Raw genomic sequence first — 20,391 nt, forward strand, 5'->3', positions numbered from 1 at the left:
CTTCATCGATAAACTGCAATATTTGTCCCAAATAATTAACGTCTCTTAAAAAGAATACCTACTTATGAAACTTATCCCCCAAAAAGTCATTAACATGACCCTGTCCCTTTTTGTGCTATCCATTATTTTTTCCTGTTCTAAGGACACCGACCTATTGTTAGATTCTGTTCTGAACGAACCAGAAATTTCTTTAGAGGAAAAAGACCCCTTTGTAGAAGAAGTAGAAGAAGATGAGTTGGTGGTCAGAACGTTTACCTTCTCCCCTACTAACGATGCCTATCTTCAAGATAAACAAGGACATGATCGTTCAATTATTCGCTTACAGGAAGATTACCGTACCAGCTATTTAATGTTTGACCTCAGCCCAGTCAACGGTTCTATCACAAATGCAGTTTTACAGTTTTCAATAGATAGTGACGAAGGCGATGGAGGCATAGCTATACACAAAGGTTTAACTACCGAGTGGACGGAAGAAAATCTTACCATAGATAATGCTCCTGGCCTAGATGCACATTTGGCAAGTCTAAACAAGGATTACAAAGTAGGTGCACCTGAAAAAGTTGCCCTAGATCCTAATAGTCTTACCGCGGAAGTCACAACTTTGGTGATGACACATAGCACAGGTAATGATTTGGCTTTTGCTTCAAAAGAGCATCCTGCAAATAAAGGCCCGAAGTTGATTGTTACTTACATGGCTCCTGCAGGTTCTCCGCTTATAAATCAAGAGGAGGGTGACACCCAAGAAGAAGATACCACACAAGAGGATACAACTCCTGAAGAAGATACAACACAAGAAGATACTACTCAGGAAGAAGATACCACAGAAGAGGATACAACTCCTGAAGAAGATCAGCCTAATAACAATACCGCTTCAACAGACGGTGCATATTTCGTCACGACTTCTGGAAGTTCAAGTAATAATGGTCAATCTGAATCTAGTGCATGGAGCATAGAACACGCTTTCGCGACCGCAGTTGCGGGAGACGTAGTTTATGTAAAAGCCGGTAATTATGGAAATAAACAACTCATTGCTGACAACAGCGGTTCAAGTAGTAATCCCATTAAATTTATTGGCTACACAAATTCTCCAGGAGATTTATCGAGCAATCAGGGATCAACATTTAAATACGGAGACGCGTTAGATGCAAACAAAATGCCATTATTGTCGGGTTCTACACCAAATGGAGAAGGGCAAGGTACTGCTATCAAGGTTCTTGAACCATACGTACATATAGAAAATTTTCAGATCACAAAATATAAAGATGGGCTTGTTTCAAGAAGCCATCACTCATACAATAAAAATATTATTGTAACCAAAATGGGTGATTTTAATCCGTCTCATTCATATCCTACAGCAACAAGTAATGCATTTTTAAACCATACCGGTAATGGAATAATACTTCAAGGAGACGGCTCTGAATTGCACAACAGTTTTGTTTTGAACTGTGGAATTCAAGGAATAACCTTTCAGAGTGGAAATAATATAAGGGCCTCTCATAATTCAGTTTATTCCAATAATAATGTAAACCCAACGGACTATTATTTTCTAATTGGAGCAGAAACCACCAATTCTACTTTCACAAATACAAAAATTCATAGAGTTGGTGCTTTAACTCATTTGGGCCATGGAATAGCATTCAAAGGAAATGGAACAATCTCAGGAAATACAGTTGATGGTTTTGAAATAATTAATACTTTTTTGGAGGTTCAATTCCCGAAAACCACGAACAATACTTTTAAAAATGGTACTGTATTGAAAGAACAAAATGTTAATGACGGTACAAAAGATGCTGCAGGATTGCGTTTAGCCAATGGTTCAAAAAATAATTATTATGAAAATATTGTACTTACAAATTGTTCAATTAAGTTTAGCGACTGGAATGATGGGCTTCCAGGCGATGTAAATGATTCGAGCGACAACAATGTTTTTGAAAACATTCATGTCAAAGATGCCTTCTCAGCAATTGCATTTTCTCACTTCCTAGAGACAAATCATGCTAGTAGTGCTGACAATAACACTTTTAGAAACTGTACTTTTTCAAATATTAACTTTCTTTATGAAGTTGACAGAGCGAACACAGGAACCAAGCTTATAAATTGTGCGATCGATGATGTTTCATCTTATAAAATTGAGCGCAAAGCTGGAGGAGCTTCTTATCAAGTTCAAGCAACATACCAAAGTTGCACATGGAATAATGTAGGCTTTACCCCCCCTAATTAGTAAACATTCTATCAAATTTTTAAACCCATGGATTCATACTTCATGGGTTTTTTAGTATTCAATTTGTTTGTTAGCATTGTCGCGCTAATTTTTTCATACTTCTGTATGACTAATAATTTCATTCACAGAAGAATGTGCAAATGTTCTGTCATATTCTAATAAAATCTTAATAAAAAGTGCAGTTCATCGAAAAAATCTTCTAATAATCGAGAAAGCCACCTTAAATATTTACGTTTGCATCTCGAAAATCATAATAAATGGTGCTTTTTATCGTTAGAAAGTATCATTTCATCGAAAAATTGAATTTTTAGACAATATTTAGATGAATCAAAATTGATTTTCATGAACACTCAAAGACTAAAATTGATCCAAACCTACCACGCTAAAAACGAAATAAAACTACCGCCAACTTTAGGAATGAACCGATTTTAAATTAGTCCCAAGACAATGAGATTTCACCCCACAAAAATCCCTCAGGCATTCGTATGCTTTATTTTTATTTCAATTTTACTAGCACTGAGTTGTAGTAAAGACAGTGATTTATTAATTGACTCCGTTTTAGACGATGAAGTAGTTTCTTCTATTGAAGAAATTGAAACAACTCCTAATCAGCCTGGAGATGTTACCCCTGATCAAGAAGGCACATCAGAAGAAAGCGGTCCTTCACTAGAGCTAAGAACCATTAGTTTCTCTCCTATCCATGACGCTCACGTTCAAAGTGGCCGATGGTTTAATCAAAGTATTATACGTCTAGAAGAAAACCAAAGAACTAGCTATATCATGTTCGACTTAAGTTCCATTAATGCTATAAATGGTACGGTTATTTCGGCAAAGTTGCAATTCACTATAAACAGTGATGATGGAAACGGAACAGTGAATGTGCATAAAGGAATCTCAAGTAATTGGACTGAAGATAACCTATCGAATAATACAGCTCCGGCCGCCGAATTTGAATTGGGCTCGGTAATCAAAGAATATCGTGTTGGCAATACGGAGACTATTGAACTAAAACCAGATAATATTACCCCGAATGTTTTCACTTTGATACTAAGTCATAAAGGAGGAAATGACTTGGCCTTTGCATCCAAAGAGCATATCGACAAAATTGGCCCAAAGCTAGTAGTTACTTATGAAGTCGAAGAAGGATCAGATGAAATAAGCATAACCAACGAAGAAGAAACAACAGAAGAAGAGACAACAGAAGAAACAACTGAAGAAACAACAGAAGAAGAAACAACTGAAGAGACAACTGAAGAAGAAACAACAGAAGAGACAACTGAAGAAGAAACAACAGAAGAGACAACTGAAGAAGAAACAACAGAAGAAGAGGTAGTTGAAAATCAAGAACCTATGGCTGTTGCAGACGCAACTCCGCCTAGTGGTGGCGCTCCCCATGAGGTAACTTTTACTGGAAGTAATTCAACTGATGATGTAAAAGTAAGTGGATACACTTGGAATTTTAAAGATGGTACAACAGCATCTATTGCCGATCCTGTTCATACTTTTACAACTGCTGGTACCTATGAAGTAATTTTAACAGTAGTTGACGAGGATGGGCTTTCATCTTCAGATACCGTTACAATCACTGTTACCGAAAAAGAAAATGAAGCTCCAAATGCTATTGTTTCTACTAACGTAACAAGTGGTGAAGCTCCATTGCAGGTATCCTTTTCAGGAGATAAATCGACGGATGATAATTCCATTTCTAGTTACACATGGGATTTTAAAGATGGTACTTCTGCCAATACTGCTAACGCAAATCATACTTTTACCACTCCAGGAACATACAACGTCACGCTCTTGGTTAAGGATGAAAATGGTCTCTCAAATAGTAAGACGATAACCATAACCGTTGTCGAACCAGAAAATGAAGCTCCTACTGCATTAGCAATTGCTACTCCATCATCGGGAGAAGCACCATTATTTGTCCAGTTTGTAGGTGATAGATCTACAGATGATGATAAAGTCGCAAGTTATTCTTGGGATTTGAAGGATGGTACTACATCAATTACCGCAAATCCATCGCATACCTATACAACGCCTGGAACCTATGAAGCTGAATTAACAGTAAAGGATAAAGACGGGCTGACAAATACCCAGACGGTCACCGTTGTAGTTACAGCCCCTCAAAACACCGCTCCAACAGCAGTTGTTACAGCAAATCCAACAACGGGTAATGCCCCCTTAAATGTGCAATTGATAGGTGATAATTCTACTGATGATAAAGGAGTAACAAGTTATTTTTGGGATTTTAAAGACGGTTCTACCGCCACAAATTCCAATCCTTCTCATTCTTTCAACACTCCTGGTAGTTATGTTGTTGAGTTAACAGTTAAAGATGCCGAAGGTTTAGCAAGCACATCTTCAGTAACGATAACCGTAAATTCTTCAGGAGGAGGCACAGGCACTCCTCAGGGTGGTTACTATGTAACAACAAGTGGAAATTCTTCGAATAGTGGACTTTCAGAAAGTAGCGCTTGGAGTTTAGAACATGCAGTTGATGTTGCCAAGGCGGGAGATGTAGTTTATGTCAAAGCCGGTAATTATGGAAATAGAAGATTAAAACCTGAAAATCCTGGAAGTGCTGGTAACCCAATAAAATTTATTGGCTATAGAAATACACCAGGTGACATTGTAAGTGGTTCAGAATCTACATTCAGATATGGTGATGCATTAGATGCTAGTAAAATGCCATTATTAATAGGATACGCACCTAATGGTGAAGGACAAGGTACGGCAATTAGAACATCTCAACCATATCTTCATTTCGAGAATTTTCAAATTACAAAATATGAATACGGTGTTTCTTCCTTTTCAAATAATGTGGTACTTAAAAATATTATTGCCGTTCAAATGGGAGATTTTAATCCATCTCATACTTATCCAACTAATACGAGCAATGCATTCCTAAACTATGCAGGTACTGGAATAATTTTACAAGGAAATAACTCTGAAGTCCATAATTCGTTCATACTAAACTGTGGAGCTCAGGGTATTACGATTAGCAATGGAAATGGAATGTTAGCTACAAACAATAAAGTCTACTCTAACAGTCAGGTGAACCCAATGGATTATTACTTTTTGATTGCTGAAAACACCACCAATTCAAATATTCGAAATACAACAGTTCATAGGGTTGGAGCATTAAGACATCTCGGACACGGTCTTGGAGCTAAAGGCAATGGAACCATTTCTGGTAATGTTGTCGATGGTTTCACGATAATAAATACTTTTTTAGCGGTTCAATTTCCTAAAACTTCGAACAATGTATTTAAAAATGGTACAATTAGGAAAGAAAGTAATGTTAACAACACCACTCCCGAAGCAGGAGGTATAAGGTTAGCAAACGGATCTCACCATAACAGTTTTGAGAATATTAATCTTGAAAATTGTTCTATTCTATTTCAAGATTGGAACGATGGTTTAGCTGGTGATGTTAATGATTCAAGTGATAACAATACCTTTGACAATGTTAACATCAAAAATGCGTTTTCGGCAGTAGCATTTTCATACTTTGAACAGGTTAATCAAAGTAGCAGCGCAGATAATAACATTTTCAGAAACTGTTCTTTTACTAATTTGGAGTATTTATTTGAAATCGATAGAGCCAATTCGAACACCACATTCTCTAATTGCACTATTAGTAACGTACAAAAATTTTCGAAAGAACGAATTTCTGGTGGTGCTACATATAGTATTAATGCTTCTTATTCAAACTGTAATTGGTCAAGTAATGGTTTTGCAACACCAAATTGAAGTAGTAACAACTAGATAGCTTTTTACAAACCTGTTGATTTATCAAATTAGCAAAAATACTTCTTGTCATTTTCGATAGAGTATTTCAAACTAATCTCTATCTACTAGTATCTTCATGATAGCTTAACAATAGCTCATTATAACTATCTTCGCTTAAATCTTAAATTTAGTTTTAAAACTAAATATCTACGGCTTTCTTAAAATAATTTTCTTCTATGAAATAAAATTTTGAGTAAGCAGTTCTATAAACTAGATAATGAAGATTCATAGTATTAAATAATTGATGAAGAATTTTATTCAAAGATTTATTGTTTCGGTTCCTATTTTGAAAAGAATTGCTCTATTCTTTCTAAAAACCAAATATGCGAGAAAGTATAAATTAATTTTCGGAAAAAATTCTTACATAAACGATTCTATCGAATGTGAAGGAAGAAATTTTTTCTCTTATGACAGCTCATTTGTAAGTTCGAAAATCGGCTATGCCTCCTATATAGGAGCAAACACCAAAATCTTTAAAACAGAAATTGGAAAATATTCATCTATTGGACCAAATGTAAGGTGTATTTTTGGACAGCACCCTACTTCAAAATTTGTTTCAACACATCCTTCATTTTTTTCCAGGCTGAGTCAAGTAGGCTTTACCTACACAGATGTTCAACTTTTCGATGAGCATACAGAGCCACTTGATGAAAGTGGAAAATATTCTATTCAAATTGGTAACGACGTATGGATCGGAGATGGAGCCGCAATTATGGAAGGAGTTCGCATCGGAGATGGAGCTATCATTGCTGCAAATGCGCTTGTTGTCAAAGATATACCTCCGTACACAATATTCGGTGGGGTTCCCGCTAAACTAATTCGTAAGCGGTTCTCAGATGAAGAGATAAAATTTTTATTAGACTTTGAATGGTGGAATAAAGACCAAGAATGGATAAGAAATAACGCCGCGAACTTTACAGATATAGATAAATTTCGCAAATGCTTTAAAGATCAATAGTATGACACCGACTCCTATAGTGGTGGTTGCCTTTAACAGGCCAAAATGCCTTCAGAGGATTTTAAATTCATTAGGCAATGCCAATTATCTTGGCCTAGACGTACCTTTGTTCATTAGCGTTGATTTTTCGGAAAACAACAATGAAGTATTAGCGGTGGCCAATGATTTTACTTGGAAATACGGAGAGAAAAAAGTCCTTTCGCATAAAGTAAATCTTGGGTTAAAAAAACATGTTCTAAAATGTGGCTCTTTAGCTTTGGAACATGGCAGTATAATAGTTTTAGAAGATGATCTTTTGGTTGCTCCATCTTTTTATTCTTTTGCATTGGAAGCATTAGAATTTACAGCAGACAAAAACTACGTAGGTGGAATATCCTTATACAATCATCAAACTAATGTGCAAACTCTAACAAATTTCTCACCTATCGAGGATGGCTTTGACAATTGGTATTTTCAATTTGCCTCTTCTTGGGGCCAAGCATGGAGCAAAAAGCAATGGAAGCAATTTTTAAATTGGTATGAAAGTGAACCCGATTTAAATTCTAAACCAAACATACCGGCAAAAGTACTCTCTTGGTCTGAAAAGTCTTGGCTAAAGTTCAATGTTGCATATCTAATTGAAGAAAACAAATATTTCCTATACCCAAAAGTATCTTTGACCACAAATTTCAGTGAAGTCGGAACACATAACCCAGAAGAAAGTACTGCCTTTCAGGTTCCAATGCGTTTTGGTGTACAAAACAAATTTACCTTCAGTTCTCTAGATGAATCGTTTAGTACATACGATGCATTTTATGAAAACATGAATTTATCAAAACACTTGAACATTCAACCTAAAGATTTATGCGTATGTTTATATGGGTATAAACCAACTGCAAATAAGAAAAAATTTTTAATTACCTCTAAAAAGTTAAATTTCAAAATAGTAAAGTCTTTTGGCCAAAGTTTGAAACCTATAGATGCAAATATTTTGCTTAATATTTTAGGAGATGATCTTTTTCTATACAACCTAGATAAACCTGAATCGAATAAGTTTAAAAATAATAGGGAAAGTTCTATTTTATACAATACTAAAATAATAGTCTATAAAGACTTGTATTACCTTTTCTACAAAAGTACTGGTAAGAAAATAAAAAGTCTTTTTAAAAAGTTAGCGATAAGAAAAACATGAATTCCACATTAAGATACTTTAAATCAATAGGCTTTTTATTGTGTTTATGCTTTGTGCTGTACCTATTAAATCCTTACATGCAGGGCTATATTTTTAGTTGGCTTTTGGTCGTTTTCGTTTTTTTTAAAAAGCGTTTTTTATCTCAGAATCTTGATTCTGGTTTTGTGATGATTTCTATATTCTCATTAACATATGCTCTATTTTATAGCTTTGAGCCTTATGGCGGACAACAATTTATTTACAATTACGCATTTGTTCCACCGGGGTTTTACTTATTAGGTAAATACTTTGTAAATGAGCTAAGCACTCCAAAGATTCTATTCATTTTCTTAATACTAATAGGGTTCCTTTTTTCTTTTTCCGCTATGGTTTCTGTTCTAATTGTTTTTCTGGACGGTGGTTTTTCATCATTAAATAGAAACCTACCTATGTTTTGGAGCGGAAATACAGTCTCAGCAACTAGAATGGGTGGTTTTTTTATGTTAAATATGTGCCTTCCAGGTTTACTTCTAATTAGACAACTAAAACTTAGTTTGGGGTTTAAAATTTTTGGAGGGGTGATTTTTTTCCTTTCACTCATTTGTGTTATAAGGTTAGGTAGTAGAACGCAATTATTAATAAGTGTGCTCACCATACTTGTATCAATTATATACACCTTAAGAAAGCAGTCCATAAAAAAAAATATTCCAATGCTGTTTATGATAGTTATTCTATTAGGCATTGTTGCTACTCAAGTAAGCTTTGATAGAAATGCCGACTGGATGGCGGTCTACGTAAGTCGAATGGATGACGCAAAAAATGTCGCCAGTGCTGGAGGAAGAAGTCAAAGATGGGAAAAGGCTATCGAAAATATTTTTACAAAACCAATGGGTTGGAGTAAAAATGAATTTGGTTTTGCCCATAATTTATGGTTAGATGTGGCAATGGTAGGAGGTGTTATGCCAATGATTTTCCTTTTCTTTTTTTGTGTAAAATCATTCTTTCAAGTTAAAAAAACCATCAAATTATTACCTGATCAAATTTCATTCAATGCCCTAGTGTTGACATATGCTATATCATTTTTCTTAGTGTTTTTTGTAGAACCCATCATGATAGGATATTTTAGACTCTTCTCAGTCTTTTGCATTTTTATAGGAATATTGAACGGCTATAATTCAAGGTTCTCCAATACATCTTTAATCCCAAAAGTTCAAGTTAATTCGTTTGAAGCAAAAAAATAGTACAATAGCAATTGTCGGAAGATTTAATTTTCCAACTGGAGATGCAGCTAGCACTAGAGTTATTGGTGTAGGCAAAATCCTAAAAAGCCTAGGGTATAATGTGGTGTTTATTGGTAAATGCATGCGGCCTGAAGACCCTAGTTGTTTATCTGGTAGTTTTGATGGGTTTAAATATTACAACATCCCCAACAGACAATCTCCTTTAAATAGAATGCGTCAAATTATCTTTTCTGGTGAAATGACCGTAGCCAAACTAGAGCAGGAAAATGTAAACCCAAGTATTATCATCTATTATGGCAATAGTAGCACCTACCTGAAACCTTTATTAAAGTATGCTAAAAGAAAAAAAATAAAATTGGTAACTGATATTGTTGAATGGTATGATCCAGGTCAGGTTAATGGTGGAAAATTAAGCCCTATGCTTTGGGATGTAAATCACACTATTCAAAAAGTTATTCCTAAGTGCGATGGTGTAATCGCTATAAGTTCTTTTTTTCAAAAGTATTATGATAAAAAAGGCATGACCACCATTAGAGTGCCTCAGCTTTTTGATATAGAAGATTCAAAATGGAAAACTGAAGAGGCTACATCATTTTGCGAAAATAGTTTGAACTTAGTTTATGCAGGAGTACCAGGAAAAAAAGACTCCATCGATATCATTATAAAAAGCGTCAAAAAAATTGTCGATCAGGGTCATTCCATTAAACTACACTTATTTGGACCGAGTCCAGAACAAATTGAAGATGTCTTAGAGAAAGATAAAGTTTTGGTAAAGGATCTTGAAGGAACAATTGTATTTCATGGAAGAATCAATCATCATGAAATTCCCATAAATTTAGCAAAAGCTGACTTTTCAGTATTGATACGGCCAGATATGCGATATGCCAATGCCGGCTTTCCAACGAAGTTCGTAGAAAGCTTAGCGGCCGGGGTTCCTGTAATTGCCAATTTAACAAGTGATATTGGATTGTATTTGAAAGAAGGGCATACTGGTTTCGTAGTTAAAGATAACTCTGTGGAGAATTTGGCTGAGTCTATTTTAAAAGCAATTAAAATTGCGAAAAACGAAAAACTTCAAATGAAAAAAGATTCCAAGAATGAAGCAAGAAGGTCTTTTTACTACAAAAATCACGTGGAAGGATTTGAAAACTTTCTATTAAGCCTTAATAAGAATTAGATGATCTAATTTTTATTTATTGAAAAATGTCTTGACACCTTGAATATGAACAACTAAAATCTTGTTGCTAATGCCGCCCCCCATCCAACCTTTTAGAGTATTACTAGTTTCACCATTACCGCCTCCTGTGGGTGGAATTGCCTCATGGACCGTAAATGTAACCTCATACTATGAATCTTTACAGAAAAGTAACTTGGATTTAATATTATGCGATTCATCGAGTAAAGGAAGACGAATTACATCAAGATCACACTCTATTCGCATATACCATGGAATAATCAATTCTTTAAAGACATATTGGAAGGTCAAAAAGTTTCTTCAAGAAAAACCTGATGTAGTGCATTTGGTAAGTAGTGCATCTTTTTCTTTAGTAAAAGATATTTTAATAATACGACTTGCTAGAAGAAGAGGTGTTCCCGTTATAACACATTGGAGGTTTGGAAGAATTCCCGCATTAATCAAAAAAAATAACTGGGAGTATAAACTTTTGAGTAAAGTAATAAAAAAAAGCACCTATTCAATTGTTATTGATCAGACTTCCTACAATGCTTTATTAAAGCAAGGGTTCAATAACGTTTTGAATATGCCTAATCCTATCGCTGCAGATGTAGGTAGTCAAACTAAGACTCTAGTAGATGCGTATCAAACTAGGCCCTCTGATGCTATTTTGTATGTTGGTCATGTGGTTCGAGGAAAGGGAGTCTACGAGCTCGTTCATGCATGCGTGCAAAATCACAAATTAAATCGCCTGACTCTCATAGGTCCTTATGAGGAAGAAACTAAAGCAGCTTTGATGGATATTGCCAAAAAAAGAAACGACGGTAACTGGATAGAATTTTTAGGCTCATTGGAAAAATCACAGGTTTTGGAAAAAATGAAAGCTTATTCCATACTGGCCCTTCCAAGTTATACTGAAGGCTTTCCCAATGTTGTTCTCGAGGCTATGGCAATGGGTTGCGCGGTAGTAGGAACCTATGTAGGAGCTATCCCTGAGATGCTAGACATTGAAACGAATCATCCATGTGGAGTGTGCGTTTCGCATCAAAATATAGAAGACTTAACAAATGCAATTGATCTTTTAGTAGGTAACACCAGCAAAATAGAAGTTATGGCCAAAAACGGCTTAAAAAAGGTCTTAAACTCGTATAGTATGGAACGTGTTTTTGCCGAGTATCTACAACACTGGGAAAATGCATCTGATAAAAATTTATAATAGCTCATTTTATACCATTCATAAGTCAAAACAAACCTTTTATACAATTTACTCACTTACAATGGGATAACTAAGTTTCTTTAAGTATTTTAGTTCTACCTCCAAAACTCTTTCATTAGTAATAAGATACCTACTTACAGTATTTAAAAACTAAACAACAATGGCCTTGCTAAAAAGACTCTGGAGATTTCTTCCTAAAGAATTAAGATATTTTATATTTAAAATTTATAGAAAAATCAGATCGCAGCTTCAAATACTTACCCATAAAGGTGATAAGTACCAGTGTCCTTTTTGTAATTACAATGCGAGAGATTTATTTGTAATAGGAAGAACATCAAAAGTGTTAAAAGAAAAACATGTTATAGGCGGTATGAGAGCTGCAAGCGGCTGCTATAAATGTCGTTCTTCACAAAGGGAACGTCTTATTTATACCTACCTAAAGGAAAAACTAGATATTCATAATTCAGGAAATGTAAATAATGTTCTTCATATTGCTCCTGAACCAAATTTGACAAGAAAATTACTTGATATTGAATTTGAAAATTATGTCTGTGGTGATTTATTTACTGAAGGATATAGTTATCCAAACCATGTTGAGAATATGAATGTAACTAGTATTCCTTATCCCGATGAATCGTTTGATTTAATTATGTGCAATCATGTTCTGGAGCATGTGCCTGAGGATCAAATAGCGATGAATGAACTAAGAAGAGTTTTAAATAAGGAGGGTATTGCAATACTTCAAGTACCTATCTCCAAAGTTTTAGGGGAAACTTTTGAAGATTTTTCGGTTACAAATCCTTCCGAAAGAAAACAAGTTTTTGGGCAATATGATCATGTCAGAATATATGGGCAAGACTACGTGTCTCGTTTAGAAAATTCTGGTTTCAAGGTTAAAAGAGTCAATATTTCTAGCGAGTACCCCAAGTACGGTTTGAACGTTGAGGAAGATATTTTTGTTTGTAGCCGATTATAACTATCGCATTAAAACTCTACTGCTGTGTGCAATAGAAGATGCTATGACGGAAAACTAGTCCTCATTTCTTTGGGCCTCTATTTAGTTATCTAAATTAAAGTTCTTACTTAAAAACTCTCCTTAAGACCGATGTAAAACTTAACGCTTTTATCATCATGAAAAATGAAGGTCTTGTTTTCTTGAATAATAACGGCGTAAATAAAACAGATATTGATTGTGAAATTAAAGTTGCAAATGCAGCTCCAATTACTCCAAATTTTGGAATCATAATGATATTAAGTATGATATTCGAAACCATTCCAATAAATAGGTTGAAACTACTAATACGCTGTAAGTTTTCTGTCAGTATCCATTTGCTAACAGATACTCCTAAAAACACAAAAACTCCTGCCCATATATGAATACTTAAGACATCTCCTGTTAGGTAAAATTCGCTGCCATACATAAACTCCACTACCCAATCGCTTAAGAAAGTCATGGCAATGGCTATTGAGACGGATAGCAAAACCATCAAATCATACAACTTCTGAAGCCTATCATAATACAAACTTTCACTTACTTTTTTTGCGTTTACTATTGCGGGAAAAAGAGAGCTTCCTATTATACCTGGAATGAAATACCAAGCTTGACTAAGTGTCACAGCTGCCGCATATTGCCCAACCGATTCTGAGTCCATTACTTCCTTAATCATTACTTGATCAATTCTGACGTACACTGATATAAAAATGGCGTTTAATATCAAAGGCCAACTATCACTTAAAAGAGATTTTGCCTTTGTTTTGGAAAATTTCCACTTAAACAAAGATTGTTTACTTCTGAAATAAACATAAATAGCGCCGAGTATCAAGAAAATGGTATCAAAAGCAATGGCGTAAACAAAATAAATTAGAGGTGCATCATTAAGAATCAATACTATTCTAATAATAGTAAATACTATTAAACCAATAATACTTGTAATAACAACGTGCTTCGTCTTTACAATACTTTGAAAATATGCTCCGATAATATTAAAGCTATTGACGAAAGTCAGTAAACCCATAATAACAATGATTTTATTTGTCAATTCATCATTGTCATTAAAGTAAATTGAAATAAATAAAAGAGATACTAGAATTGTAGAACCTATTGTCTGTAGAATAAAAGAGGTCCCTAATAAAACATATTTTTGTTCAGACTCCTTAACAAGTTCTCGAGCCAATAGTCTATCAAGACCCAGAGTAGAAAAAGCTGCAAATAAACCAACAAAACTTTGAGCGTAGCTCAAAATACCAAAATCTGTAGGACCAAGATATCTAGTTACCCAGGCGCCAATAGTCAAAGCTGCAACAATTCGAAGCACTTTTTCAGACATCATCCATGAAGTATTTTTAAAATACCTCATGAAGCCTTGATTATTTTTTAACTCCTTAATTTTTCTCAGCATAGATCATAATAATATTGACATAATGCCAAGATCAATTTGCAACTTCTTTTTTTAAAAATTCAAACAACAATACGTCACACAAGGTAAACTGCAAATTCATGTTTATATTTTGAATGTTCATCATCAATATTGTTTCTACTGCTTTAGTAATTCGTACAATACTAAGAAAATAAGAACTTGTCTTTCGTCAATAAAGTATAAAGTGTAGTAAAATTCATATTCAAAATAAAATAGAATTATCAAATGTCTATTGTTCCTAACCTTTAAATTAATAATTTTGGGATGGTTAAGGGTATTGCAGTTGGAACTATACCTTTAGGTAATCAAACAATAGCACTATTTTAAAGAAACAAAATTTCGAAAAACCGCTATTTCTAAGAACAAATTACTCACACGCATACAAAAATGCTGATATTATCGTTAATCTAGTGTCGCATGACGATTTTTCAATTTCATATCATGATTTTCAATAGTAATTTCAGAATTTTGCGGCCAAAATTAAGAATAAAACCCAAAAAATGTTTAAAGACAAAACACTACTTATAACTGGAGGTACAGGATCTTTCGGAAATGCAGTTTTAAATCGTTTCTTAGAAACTGATATTAAAGAGATACGCATCTTTTCTCGTGATGAAAAGAAACAAGATGATATGCGTAATACACTAAAAAATGAAAAAGTAAAATTCTACATAGGTGATGTACGGGATTACAATAGCATTTCTAGAGCCATGAGTGGTGTAGATTATGTATTTCATGCCGCAGCTTTAAAACAAGTTCCTTCTTGTGAATTTTTCCCCATTGAAGCGGCAAAAACCAATGTTTTTGGCACTCAAAATACAATTGATGCTGCTGTCTCTAATAAAGTCAAACGAATCATCTGTTTAAGTACTGATAAGGCGGCCTACCCTATTAATGCAATGGGAATCAGTAAAGCGCTTATGGAAAAAGTAGCTGTTGCAGCTTCCAGAAATATTCCAAATGATGATACTATTGTTTGTTTGACTAGATATGGAAACGTAATGGCTTCTAGAGGTTCTGTTATTCCTTTGTTTGTAAAACAAATTGAAGATAAAAACCCTTTAACAATTACAGATCCGAATATGACTCGTTTTTTAATGTCATTAGAAGACGCAGTAGATTTGGTATTGTTTGCTTTTAAACATGGTAACCAGGGTGATCTTTTCGTAAATAAGGCACCTGCAAGTACGATTGGAGATTTGGCAGATGCTGTGAAATCAATTTTCAATGCTGATAATGATATTAAAGTTATTGGTACCCGCCATGGTGAAAAACTTTACGAAACCTTGTGTACTCGTGAAGAAATGCAGAAGGCTGAAGATATGGGAGAGTTCTACAGAATTCCTGCTGATAATCGCGATTTGAACTATAGTCGATATTTTTCTGAGGGTGAAACAGATATTAGTGCAATTGAAGATTATCATTCTCACAACACCACGCAGTTGACCAACGAAGAGCTAAAGCAAACCTTACTAAATTTAGATTACATCAAAGAAAATCTTTAAATGGTTTTTCATAATCTAATCCAAGGAGCGAATTTTTCAGATCAGCGTGGGGGATTGAATTTTTTCAATAATTTCAATATGAGTGAGATCATTCGCATGTATGAAATATTGCCAAGTGACACAAAAACCATTCGAGGTTGGCAAGGCCACAAAAAAGAAAAAAAATGGTTCTATTGTAATACTGGTAGCTTCATAGTTAACTTAATGGAATTAGATGATTTTGAGGCTCCCTCTAAAAATTTAGAACCAAATCGATTTATTTTAGAAGCTAAACAACCTTCTGTTTTAGAAGTTTCAGGAGGATATGCGACTGCTTTCAAAGCACAAGAAGAAGATTCAAAACTTATTGTCTTTTCAAATTTTTCTTTGGATGCATCTAAGAATGATGATTTTAGGTTTCCGTTAGATTTTTGGAACGGAGAGTGGTAGTTGGTTTAAAACTTAAGAATAGGATTAAATAGATTTTCGCCTGCGCGGAAATGATAATAGACACTGAGATAAATTCAGCATAAATGAAAAAAGTAGGAATAACAGGGCAAGCAGGTTTCGTAGGAAACCATCTCTACACCACACTTACCCTTGATGAATCGGTTGAGCTCGTGCCTTTTGAAAGAGCTTTTTTTGATGATAAAGACAAACTAGAACACTTTGTAAAACAATGTGATACCATTGTTCACTTGGCAGCTATGAATCGCCATGAAGACATGAATGTTATTTACAATACAAACATCGGTTTAGTAGATTCATTAATAAGCGCTTGTAAACAAACCTCGACCACCCCAGATATTATTTTCTCATCCTCTTCACAAGAAGATCGTGATAACCTATATGGAAAATCAAAAAAAGAAGGAAAAGAAAAATTCGTTGCTTGGGCTGCGGAGACGGGAGGTAAATTCACATCCTTGACAATTCCCAATGTATTTGGACCTTTTGGCAAGCCTAATTATAATTCAGTTGTGGCTACTTTTTGTCACAAAGTTACCCATGGAGAAGAACCAACAATTATTCAAGATGGAGAAGTAGGTCTGATTTATATCAATGAGTTAGTTAAAATTTTCATCGACACTATTAAAGGTCAAGGCGAAGCTGAAAGTTTAGGGGCAAATAGTTTTGAAGTTCGTATTCAGCCAACTAGTAAGAACAAGGTTTCTCGCATTCTAGAATTATTAAACCGCTACAAAGCGGATTATATGGAAAATGGAATATTCCCAAGTCTGGAAGATCCATTTGAGAAAGCTTTATTCAATACTTTTAGATGTTATGTTCCTTTAGATCATTACCCCGTAAAATTCACAAAACATACCGACCCAAGAGGAAGCTTCGTTGAAATTGCGAGAACCCAAACGAGTGGGCAGTTTTCCTTTTCAACTACAGTTCCTGGAATTACAAGAGGAAATCACTTTCATACTAGAAAAGCGGAGCGATTTGCAGTTATCAGTGGTAAAGCACTGATTCAGTTGCGTAAAATAGGAACTGACGAAGTAATTGATTATTATCTTGATGGTAATGAACCAGCTTATGTAGATATGCCTATATGGTATACCCACAATATTAAAAATATTGGAGACGAGGAGTTAATTACTTTATTTTGGATTAACGAACCGTATAACCCTGAAGACGCTGATACGTACTTCGAAGATGTTTAAATAAATAATAAACCACCCAATTCATACATTTTGAAAAAATTAAAAGTACTTACCGTAGTTGGAACCCGACCTGAAATTATTCGTTTAGCATGCGTTTTAAATGCATTAGATGCTAACGATGCCATAGATCATACCTTGGTACATACTGGTCAAAACTATGACTACGAACTCAACGAGATATTCTTTGACGATTTAGGTATTCGCAAACCAGATCATTTCTTAAACGCTGCAGGCAAAAATGCTACCGAAACCGTTGGTAATATTCTTATTAAGATTGATCCCTTGTTAGAAGAAATCGAGCCAGATGCTTTTCTTGTTTTAGGAGATACCAATTCTTGTTTGTGTGCAATTCCTGCAAAGAAAAGAAAGATTCCGGTTTTTCATATGGAAGCAGGAAATCGTTGCTTTGATCAACGTGTACCAGAGGAAACCAATCGGAAAATTGTAGATCATGTTGCTGATGTCAATCTTACTTATAGTGATATCGCTCGTGAATATCTTTTACGAGAAGGCCTTCCAGCGGATAGAATTATTAAAACAGGAAGTCCGATGTTTGAGGTATTGAATCAATTTATCCCTAAAATAGAAGTTTCCAATGTTTTAGAAAAGTTAAGTCTTGAAAAAGGAAAGTACTTTGTTGTATCATCCCACAGGGAAGAAAATATTAGCAACCCGAAGAACTTTGAAGGACTTATCACTTCACTAAATCAAATTGCTGAGAAGTATGATTATCCAGTAATCGTTTCAACACATCCGCGTACACGGAACATGTTAGATTCCAAAAATCTCGAAACACATAAGAATATTCAATTTCTAAAACCACTAGGTTTTACTGATTACAATGCATTACAATATCATTCTTTTGCGGTTCTTTCGGATAGTGGAACTATTTCAGAAGAATCTTCAATATTGAATTTTAGAGCATTGAATATTAGAGAGGCTCATGAAAGACCAGAAGCAATGGAAGAAGCATCTGTGATGATGGTTGGCATGAATCCTGAACGTATTATGCAAGCCTTGGCCGCTTTAGAAGTTCAAAAAAGAAATCCGGAAAGAAATTTTAGACCCGTCGCTGACTATTCAATGCCTAATGTAAGTGAAAAAGTAGTGCGAATAATACTATCCTACGTTGATTATATAAATCGAGTGGTTTGGTCGAAATACTAACCTTATGAAAGTAATCTTCTTGGCGCTTGCTTTCCCAAAAATGGATAGGAACAAGTACCTCTACTCGCAACTGGTTTCACAATTTCATGATAATGGCCATGACATTACAGTGGTGGCTCCTGCATATGACGAAACCCTTACAGGACTTCAAATTGAAGAAGGCGTAAAAGTTATTCGAGTAAAAACTCTTCCTCTTTTTGGAGTGGGTTTGATTAAAAAGGGTATTGCAAATATTTTGCTACCCTACCAGTACAAGAATGCGTTAAAAAAACATGATGTTGGTCTTGATTTTGATTTAATCATGACCCCTACTCCACCTATTAGTTTATACGGAGTTGCGGCATGGCTAAAAAATAAATCCAAAGGAAAGCTCTATCTAATTCTACGTGATATTTTTCCTCAAAACGCAGTTGATTTAGGAATGCTTAAAAAAAGTGGTCCAATTCACTTTTACTTTAGAAGAAAAGAAAAAAAGCTTTATAATACATCTGATCAAATCGGTTGTATGTCTGAAGGCAATATCGACTTTGTAAAGAAACACAACCCAGAATTAGATGCATCAAAACTGCATATGTTACCAAACTGGGGTGACATTGTTCCACCAGCTGAAACATCTAAGATAGATGAGCTTCGAAAAAAAGAAGGTTTTGAAAATAAATTCATTGTCATTTTTGGTGGAAATATAGGTCTTCCTCAAAAAATGGAAAATATTGTAAATCTTGCATTAGCCTGCAAGGCCCAAAAAGACATTCTCTTTTTGATAATGGGAAAAGGCAACGAAAGTGAAAACTTGCAAAATCTGATTACTGAGAAAAAACCAGAGAACCTTCAACTTCGAGATGGTCTACCACAAAAGGAATATATGCTTTGGGTACAAATGGCTGATGTGGGTTTGATCTCTTTAAGTGAAAAATTTACCATTCCAAATATACCCTCAAAAGCTTTATCCTACTATAATACGAAAACCCCAATTCTAGCTTCTATAGATAGAAATACTGATTTTGGTAAAATATTAGACGAGCTAAACGTTGGTGTATGGGCAGAAGCTGGTAATACAGCTGCGCTTAAAGAAAAACTAATGTTACTGTATAAAAATGATCAATTGCGAAGGGAAATGGGGCAAAATGGTTTTAATTATATGAAGGAGCACCTATCGGCAAATATTGCATTTAACACGATAATTGAGAAAACGAGCTAATAATAGATCATGAGTTAATTATTTAATACAATAAATAATGCCATTTATCTATTTGATATTTTTAAATAATTATTAATAAGTATTTTACAATATAAGATGTACAAATTGTTTATCAAGCGGGCTTTTGACTTTCTGTTTGCATTTTGTTTGTTAATGATGCTTAGCCCAATTTTTATTGTTGTATTTCTACTACTGAGTTTTGCAAATAATGGTAAAGCATTTTTCGTGCAAAAAAGACCAGGAAAAAACGAAAAGATTTTCGAAATCATTAAGTTCAAATCAATGAATGATAAGAAAGATGAGAATGGAGAATTACTATCCGATGAAGACAGAATTACTCCAGTTGGTCAGTTTGTAAGAAAGACATCTTTAGATGAGATACCGCAGCTTTTGAATGTTCTTAAAGGTGATATGAGCCTAATTGGTCCTAGACCGTTATTAGTCAGTTACCTCCCACTATACAATGAAGAACAAGGCCGACGACATGAGATCAAACCTGGCATCACGGGTTGGGCTCAAGTAAATGGCAGAAATGCCATTTCATGGGACAAAAAATTTGAATATGATGTCTGGTACGTTGACAACTGTTCATTTCTTTTAGATGTAAAGATTTTTTGGATGACCTTTTTAAAGGTCGTTAAACGAGATGATATTTCGTCAAGCACTAACGCTACAATGGAAACCTTTACCGGTAATTAAATAG

The 20,391-nt window shown here is 34.6% G+C and carries 15 protein-coding genes; 14 read left to right on the top strand and 1 reads right to left on the bottom strand.

Annotated features, from left to right (window positions below):
- The first annotated feature begins 64 nt into the window (after positions 1-64).
- The 8 genes from ACKWCD_RS05100 (at position 65) to ACKWCD_RS05135 (ending at position 12,731) form a co-directional block, all read left to right on the top strand.
- Positions 65-2,221: a CBM96 family carbohydrate-binding protein gene (locus tag ACKWCD_RS05100; RefSeq protein WP_413982850.1), complete on the top strand. Its 2,157-nt coding sequence runs from the start codon at positions 65-67 to the stop codon at positions 2,219-2,221.
- 447 nt (positions 2,222-2,668) lie between these two features.
- Positions 2,669-5,977, top strand: a complete 3,309-nt coding sequence (locus tag ACKWCD_RS05105) for a PKD domain-containing protein (RefSeq protein WP_413982851.1) — start codon at positions 2,669-2,671, stop codon at positions 5,975-5,977.
- 283 nt (positions 5,978-6,260) lie between these two features.
- The gene (locus tag ACKWCD_RS05110) at positions 6,261-6,974 is read left to right on the top strand and encodes a CatB-related O-acetyltransferase (RefSeq protein ID WP_413982852.1); all 714 of its coding nucleotides are present in this window, start codon (positions 6,261-6,263) and stop codon (positions 6,972-6,974) included.
- A gap of 1 nt (position 6,975) precedes the next feature.
- Positions 6,976-8,145, top strand: coding sequence for a glycosyltransferase (locus tag ACKWCD_RS05115; protein ID WP_413982853.1), 1,170 nt, complete (start codon positions 6,976-6,978; stop codon positions 8,143-8,145).
- Positions 8,146-8,609: 464 nt separating this feature from the next.
- Entirely contained in the window at positions 8,610-9,365 is a 756-nt protein-coding gene (locus ACKWCD_RS05120) for an O-antigen ligase family protein (RefSeq protein ID WP_413982854.1), read from the top strand.
- Positions 9,349-10,542, top strand: a complete 1,194-nt coding sequence (locus ACKWCD_RS05125; RefSeq protein WP_413982855.1) for a glycosyltransferase — start codon at positions 9,349-9,351, stop codon at positions 10,540-10,542. Before ACKWCD_RS05120 ends, ACKWCD_RS05125 begins: the two co-directional genes overlap by 17 nt.
- Before the next feature lie 70 nt (positions 10,543-10,612).
- On the top strand, positions 10,613-11,755 hold the full coding sequence (locus ACKWCD_RS05130) for a glycosyltransferase family 4 protein (protein ID WP_413982856.1): 1,143 nt from the start codon (positions 10,613-10,615) through the stop codon (positions 11,753-11,755).
- 160 nt (positions 11,756-11,915) lie between these two features.
- Complete coding sequence (locus tag ACKWCD_RS05135) at positions 11,916-12,731, top strand: class I SAM-dependent methyltransferase (RefSeq protein ID WP_413982857.1); 816 nt, start codon at positions 11,916-11,918, stop codon at positions 12,729-12,731.
- A gap of 103 nt (positions 12,732-12,834) precedes the next feature.
- Here ACKWCD_RS05135 and ACKWCD_RS05140 read toward each other — a convergent pair whose 3' ends face one another.
- Positions 12,835-14,112: a flippase gene (locus tag ACKWCD_RS05140; RefSeq protein WP_413982858.1), complete on the bottom strand. Its 1,278-nt coding sequence runs from the start codon at positions 14,110-14,112 to the stop codon at positions 12,835-12,837.
- Between the two features lie 560 nt (positions 14,113-14,672).
- Here ACKWCD_RS05140 and ACKWCD_RS05145 point away from each other — a divergent pair.
- The 6 genes from ACKWCD_RS05145 (at position 14,673) to ACKWCD_RS05170 (ending at position 20,387) form a co-directional block, all read left to right on the top strand.
- Positions 14,673-15,677, top strand: a complete 1,005-nt coding sequence (locus tag ACKWCD_RS05145) for a polysaccharide biosynthesis protein (RefSeq protein ID WP_413982859.1) — start codon at positions 14,673-14,675, stop codon at positions 15,675-15,677.
- A 78-nt stretch (positions 15,678-15,755) separates the two neighbouring features.
- Positions 15,756-16,106 (top strand): sugar epimerase, encoded by a 351-nt coding sequence (locus tag ACKWCD_RS05150; RefSeq protein ID WP_413982860.1) that lies wholly within the window; start codon positions 15,756-15,758, stop codon positions 16,104-16,106.
- Between the two features lie 83 nt (positions 16,107-16,189).
- Entirely contained in the window at positions 16,190-17,323 is a 1,134-nt protein-coding gene (locus tag ACKWCD_RS05155; protein WP_413982861.1) for a polysaccharide biosynthesis C-terminal domain-containing protein, read from the top strand.
- A 30-nt stretch (positions 17,324-17,353) separates the two neighbouring features.
- The gene (gene wecB, locus ACKWCD_RS05160) at positions 17,354-18,490 is read left to right on the top strand and encodes a non-hydrolyzing UDP-N-acetylglucosamine 2-epimerase (protein ID WP_413982862.1); all 1,137 of its coding nucleotides are present in this window, start codon (positions 17,354-17,356) and stop codon (positions 18,488-18,490) included.
- Positions 18,491-18,494: 4 nt separating this feature from the next.
- Positions 18,495-19,688 (top strand): glycosyltransferase family 4 protein, encoded by a 1,194-nt coding sequence (locus tag ACKWCD_RS05165; protein ID WP_413982863.1) that lies wholly within the window; start codon positions 18,495-18,497, stop codon positions 19,686-19,688.
- 96 nt (positions 19,689-19,784) lie between these two features.
- The gene (locus ACKWCD_RS05170; RefSeq protein ID WP_413982864.1) at positions 19,785-20,387 is read left to right on the top strand and encodes a sugar transferase; all 603 of its coding nucleotides are present in this window, start codon (positions 19,785-19,787) and stop codon (positions 20,385-20,387) included.
- Positions 20,388-20,391 lie beyond the last annotated feature (4 nt).

Source organism: Maribacter taeanensis (assembly GCF_047345145.1).
Classification (GTDB): Bacteria; Bacteroidota; Bacteroidia; order Flavobacteriales; family Flavobacteriaceae; genus Maribacter_C.

What these genes read in the sequence shown, in the direction of transcription:
- ACKWCD_RS05170 (WP_413982864.1), top strand. Translation starts at nt 19,785, where the DNA reads ATGTACAAATTGTTTATCAAGCGGGCTTTTGACTTTCTGTTTGCATTT.
- ACKWCD_RS05110 (WP_413982852.1), top strand. Translation starts at nt 6,261, where the DNA reads ATGAAGAATTTTATTCAAAGATTTATTGTTTCGGTTCCTATTTTGAAA.
- ACKWCD_RS05120 (WP_413982854.1), top strand. Translation starts at nt 8,610, where the DNA reads ATGGGTGGTTTTTTTATGTTAAATATGTGCCTTCCAGGTTTACTTCTA.
- ACKWCD_RS05135 (WP_413982857.1), top strand. Translation starts at nt 11,916, where the DNA reads ATGGCCTTGCTAAAAAGACTCTGGAGATTTCTTCCTAAAGAATTAAGA.
- ACKWCD_RS05105 (WP_413982851.1), top strand. Translation starts at nt 2,669, where the DNA reads ATGAGATTTCACCCCACAAAAATCCCTCAGGCATTCGTATGCTTTATT.
- ACKWCD_RS05115 (WP_413982853.1), top strand. Translation starts at nt 6,976, where the DNA reads ATGACACCGACTCCTATAGTGGTGGTTGCCTTTAACAGGCCAAAATGC.
- ACKWCD_RS05140 (WP_413982858.1), bottom strand. Translation starts at nt 14,112, where the DNA reads ATGAGGTATTTTAAAAATACTTCATGGATGATGTCTGAAAAAGTGCTT.
- ACKWCD_RS05155 (WP_413982861.1), top strand. Translation starts at nt 16,190, where the DNA reads ATGAAAAAAGTAGGAATAACAGGGCAAGCAGGTTTCGTAGGAAACCAT.
- ACKWCD_RS05100 (WP_413982850.1), top strand. Translation starts at nt 65, where the DNA reads ATGAAACTTATCCCCCAAAAAGTCATTAACATGACCCTGTCCCTTTTT.
- ACKWCD_RS05130 (WP_413982856.1), top strand. Translation starts at nt 10,613, where the DNA reads ATGCCGCCCCCCATCCAACCTTTTAGAGTATTACTAGTTTCACCATTA.
- ACKWCD_RS05165 (WP_413982863.1), top strand. Translation starts at nt 18,495, where the DNA reads ATGAAAGTAATCTTCTTGGCGCTTGCTTTCCCAAAAATGGATAGGAAC.
- ACKWCD_RS05145 (WP_413982859.1), top strand. Translation starts at nt 14,673, where the DNA reads ATGTTTAAAGACAAAACACTACTTATAACTGGAGGTACAGGATCTTTC.
- ACKWCD_RS05150 (WP_413982860.1), top strand. Translation starts at nt 15,756, where the DNA reads ATGAGTGAGATCATTCGCATGTATGAAATATTGCCAAGTGACACAAAA.